The 3017-nt window shown below is 73.5% G+C and carries 3 protein-coding genes, 1 tRNA gene and 2 pseudogenes; 3 read left to right on the top strand and 3 right to left on the bottom strand.

Annotation, left to right across the window (positions count from 1 at the left end):
- From I003_RS33840 to I003_RS0129260, 3 genes and pseudogenes are all read left to right on the top strand, one after another.
- Positions 1-272: pseudogene (locus tag I003_RS33840) on the top strand (bifunctional DNA primase/polymerase); the annotation flags it as partial.
- Positions 273-425: 153 nt separating this feature from the next.
- Positions 426-833 carry a VOC family protein gene (locus I003_RS0129265; protein WP_027774687.1) on the top strand — a complete coding sequence of 136 codons (408 nt, stop codon included), beginning with the start codon at positions 426-428 and terminating at the stop codon, positions 831-833.
- 97 nt (positions 834-930) lie between these two features.
- Positions 931-1018: transfer RNA gene (locus I003_RS0129260), tRNA-Ser, on the top strand.
- A 180-nt stretch (positions 1019-1198) separates the two neighbouring features.
- Here the strand turns inward: I003_RS0129260 and I003_RS0129255 are convergent.
- The 3 genes and pseudogenes from I003_RS0129255 to I003_RS35860 all read right to left on the bottom strand — a co-directional run.
- On the bottom strand, positions 1199-2212 hold the full coding sequence (locus I003_RS0129255; RefSeq protein WP_027774686.1) for an alcohol dehydrogenase catalytic domain-containing protein: 1014 nt from the start codon (positions 2210-2212) through the stop codon (positions 1199-1201).
- A 210-nt stretch (positions 2213-2422) separates the two neighbouring features.
- Positions 2423-2878, bottom strand: coding sequence for a GNAT family N-acetyltransferase (locus I003_RS0129250; RefSeq protein WP_027774685.1), 456 nt, complete (start codon positions 2876-2878; stop codon positions 2423-2425).
- A gap of 26 nt (positions 2879-2904) precedes the next feature.
- Positions 2905-3017 (bottom strand): annotated as a pseudogene (locus I003_RS35860) (phosphotransferase); the annotation flags it as partial.

The following is a 3017-nucleotide window of genomic DNA, read 5'->3' as shown; positions in this document are numbered from 1 at the left end:
CCCCGCCCCCGCCGGACCCCCCGCCCCCGCCGCCCGGCGCCGGCCACCACCCGGGAGCGGAGCGCCGCCCGGACGCCCTGATCCGCTTCGTCGCCGCCTCCCACCCGGGCGAACGCAACGCCCGCCTGTTCTGGGCGGCCTGCCGCGCGTACGAGACGGGCCACGGCCGGGACGTGGCGGAGGCGCTGATCCGCGCGGCGATGCGGACGGGCCTGCCCGAGCGGGAGGCGACGGCCACGGTGGCGTCGGCGGCGAAACACATGCCACGGTGACAGAGGGCCCGGCAGGATCCCCGGCCCGCCGGACCCGGCAGAAACTCTCCCGGAGCGACCCCGCCCACCGATGAGTTCGGTGCCCCCGCTCCGTCTACCCCCACGACAGCGCGCTCCAGGAGCCGACGACCGCAGCCCGGAGAGGGGCCCACGATGCCGCACAAGATCTTCGTCAACCTGCCCGTGAAGGACCTCGACCGCTCGAAGGCGTTCTTCACCGCCCTCGGCTACCGCTTCGACGAGAACTTCACCGACGAGAACGCCACCTGCCTCGTCATCACCGACGACATCTACGCGATGCTCCTCACGGAGCCGTTCTTCAAGGGCTTCACCAAGAAGGAGATCGCGGACCCCGCCACCTCCACGGAGGCGATCCTCGCCCTGAGCGTCGACAACCGCGCGGACGTGGACGAGATCGTCGACAAGGCGCTCGCCGCGGGCGGCGGCGCCGCGAACGAGCCCAACGACCAGGGCTTCATGTACGGCCGCAGCTTCCTCGACCCGGACGGCCACCAGTGGGAGATCTTCTGGATGGACCCCGCCGCCGCCACCGCCGGCTGACCCCTGCCCACCACCCCGGCAGCCCGCACCTAACCCGCACGCAACGCCGTCACCCGAACCGCTAGCCTTGGTCCCTGCCGCCGCCGAGCGACGGCAGGGAGAGTTGCCCGAGTGGCCTAAGGGACCGGTCTTGAAAACCGGCGTGGCGTCCTGCGTCACCGTGGGTTCGAATCCCACACTCTCCGCCCGGCGCGGCGAAGCCGCTGGTCCCACGTGGCACCGGTGTCGAAGGCGGAAGGCGCCGGGAACGAGAGCCGTACCGTCCACACCCGCGTGCGCACCGTCGCGGGGTGCGCGGACGGACAGCGCGCATCCCTCTCCGGTCGCCCCGCGCGGCACAGGCCCCTCCTGTGGCGGGTGCCGTTTCAGGCGAAGGTGATGACCGAGCGGTTGGGCGGGCTGGCCTTGGCCATGGCCTCCAGGGCCGCGTTGGCGCCCTCCAGGCCGATCGGGGTGTAGTCCGGCAGGATGCCGTGGGTCGCGGAGAACGCGAGGGTGTCGCGGGTGTCGTGGGGGGAGCCGGAGGGGTTGAGCATGACGTGGAGGCGGCCCAGGACCATGGGGGTCGTGGGGAGGACCAGGGGGGTGTCGTCGTAGCCGCAGAGGACGAGGGTGCCGCCCGGCGCCAGGCCCGTCAGCGTCGCGGTGGCCGCGGCGGTGGAGGGGGCGGCGTTGAGGATCAGGTCGGCGCCGCCGTCCCAGGCCCGTAGCGCCTCGGCCGGGTCGGTGTCGCTCGTGGCGACGAAGCGCTCGGCGCCCAGGTCCCGGGCCACGGCCTCGCCGCGGGGTGAGCGGCCGACGGCGGCGACGCGGGCGCCCATGGCGACGGCGTAGCGGATCGCCAGCGCGCCGACGCCGCCGGTGGCGCCGATCACGGCGACCCGGGAGGTCGGGGTGATCCCCGCCTGGCGCAGGCCGTTGAACGCCGTCAGCCCCGCGCACATCAGCGGCGCCGCGGCCACCGGGTCGAGCCCGTCGGGCAGCGGCGTGACGAAGTCGGCCTTGAGGACGGCGTACTCGGTGTAGCCGCCGTCCCTCACGATGCCCGTGATCCGCTTGTCGGGGCAGAGGATCTGCTCGCCGCGTACGCAGTAGTCGCAGTGCCGGCAGGAGTCGCCGAGGAACTGCGCGCCGACCACCGTGCCGACCGCGGGCCGGGAAACGCCGGGGCCGAGGGCGGCGACCTCACCGGTGATCTCGTGCCCGGGGACGACCGGGAAGCGGGCGATGGGCCAGTGGCCCTGCAACAGGTCGAGGTCGGTGTGGCAGATGCCGCACGCGATGATCCTGACGAGCACCTCGCCCGGTCCGGGCTCGGGCACCTCGCGTTCGGTGAGGGTGAGCGGCGCACCGGCCGCGGTGGCTACAGCCGTGAGCATGGAGGCCTGGTTCCTTCCGGCGGCGTCCGCCGTGCGGGGACAGAACGGTGGAAACGAATCTAATCCCCGCTCTTCGCTTCCGTCCGATGACCGGCCGTGCGTGGAGCCGGTTCGTCGCGGGCCGCGGGCTCCGGGCTTCAGGAGGCGGGGAGGCGTGCGCGGGGCAGGTGAAGAGGGCGGCGAGACGGTCCGTCGCCGATGCCCCTGCGCCTACAGGCGCACGTCCCGTCCGAACACCACCATCGCCCGTCCCGCCCCGTCGTAGTCCTCCACCACCCGCGCCGTGAACCCCAGACTGCGGTGGAACGCCTGCGATGCCGTGTTCCCCACAGAAGTGATCGCCTTCAGCCGCACCGCCCCCTGGCGCTCCGCCGCCGCCGCGAACGCCCCGTACAACCGGCGCCCCAGCCCTGTGCCGCGGGCGTCGTCGCGGACGGCGATCAGGTGGACGTACCCCGTGGCGGCCGGGGTGACGCATCCGAAGACATAGCCGCGGATGCCGTCGGCGGCGCGGGCGACCAGGCAGGTGTCGCCGAACTCCTGCACCATGGCCAGCAGATGCAGCGCGCGCAGGTCCCGTTCGCCCCAGTAGCGGGGGTGGTCGGCGAGCACCCGGTGGAAGTCGTCCGCGTCCGCCCGCTCGATGTGCGTGCCCTCGGTGGTCATGCCGTCGGTTCCCTCGCGGTCGTCGGCTACGGCGTCGCGTCCGCCAGGGCCTCGGTGATCTGGCGGGTCGTGTTGCGGGCGACGAGCGGGTTGGTCGCCGCGTACGTCGTGTACGCGTTGAGCCCCGTCGTCAGCGCCC

The sequence above is a fragment of the Streptomyces sp. CNQ329 genome, assembly GCF_000482585.1.
The sequence above is the reverse complement of the archived record's forward strand: the minus strand, read 5'-3'. Positions and strand labels throughout refer to the sequence as shown.